We start from the raw sequence: 1,027 nt of genomic DNA, 5'->3' as shown, positions 1-1,027 counted from the left end.
ATTATCTCATCTTCTCGACAATACTCATTATTTTACCCAGAACTTGCTAACGGAAATGCTCGCTCTTTATTACAGAGTGGATTGGTATATCTTCATCCTGGTTCTCAGCAAGCATTTGAGCAAGGCGACCCCAGACAAGTTTGGATGCGCTATTTAGAGGAAAACCAAGATTTACAGGCAGGTATAATTATTGTTATATCTACAGGTATCATCGGATTTTTATTGCGAATGTGGCGTCATAAACAGTGTCTCAATATGATTAAAAATAGCCGTTTAGCTCTCAGTGAGATTAGTTTAAATTTAGAAGAAAATCCAATTCAAGCTCTTAAAGAAGTAGAAGAATTAAGGCACCAACATAGGTCAATGTTGATTGAAGGAGATTTACCTAAAGAAGCTTATGAAAAGTTAGAAGAAATGACAAAGGTGTTTGTAGAAGAATGCCGAATTTTGCAAGAAAAACAAAATCAGAAAGATATTCAGAATACCATAGCATTAATTGATGAATGGCAATCTATGTCGGAAGTATGCCCAGAAGAAGTTAAGGATAAGCTGGAAAATTTAGAAAATAAGTATCGAGAAATGTTATTATCACGTCAAATTGATATTCAGACTTTCATTCATCTGACTCAGCTTATTAGTCATTATGTCAAATTAAATAATAATAATAGTGGTAATGGTAATAATACTACTCATCATCATGTTCCTGTTTCCTTAAATTCATAATTTTAATTTTTCAGGTAAAAAATACAGATAAATTTGATAATTTTAATTTTTTTACTGATGGAATTATATCATGTCTGGTTAAATATTTGGTAAGCATTCAGCAGTAAGCTATTAGCTATCAGCTATTGATGATCAGAGGTTGTAAAAGCAATTGATAAATTTGGATACAATTAAAACTTACTGTCAAATTACGCTTCTTTAAGCTTATAAGGAATTATTCATTATTTGCTGATAGCTGACTGCTAAGAGCTGAATTCTCTTACAATACTTGTAAATAAGCGAGTAGGGAGTAGGGAGAATAAAA

1 protein-coding gene is annotated in these 1,027 nt (G+C 31.7%); it reads left to right on the top strand.

What is annotated here, in order from left to right:
- The coding region (locus tag F6K13_RS34670; RefSeq protein WP_287290184.1) for a hypothetical protein at positions 1-723 on the top strand (723 nt) is incomplete at its 5' end.
- Positions 724-1,027: the final 304 nt, after the last annotated feature.

Origin of the sequence: Okeania sp. SIO2B9 (genome assembly GCF_010672505.1) — a bacterium.
In the GTDB taxonomy this organism is placed as follows: Bacteria; Cyanobacteriota; Cyanobacteriia; order Cyanobacteriales; family Microcoleaceae; genus Okeania; species Okeania hirsuta.
The sequence above is the reverse complement of the archived record's forward strand: the minus strand, read 5'-3'. Positions and strand labels throughout refer to the sequence as shown.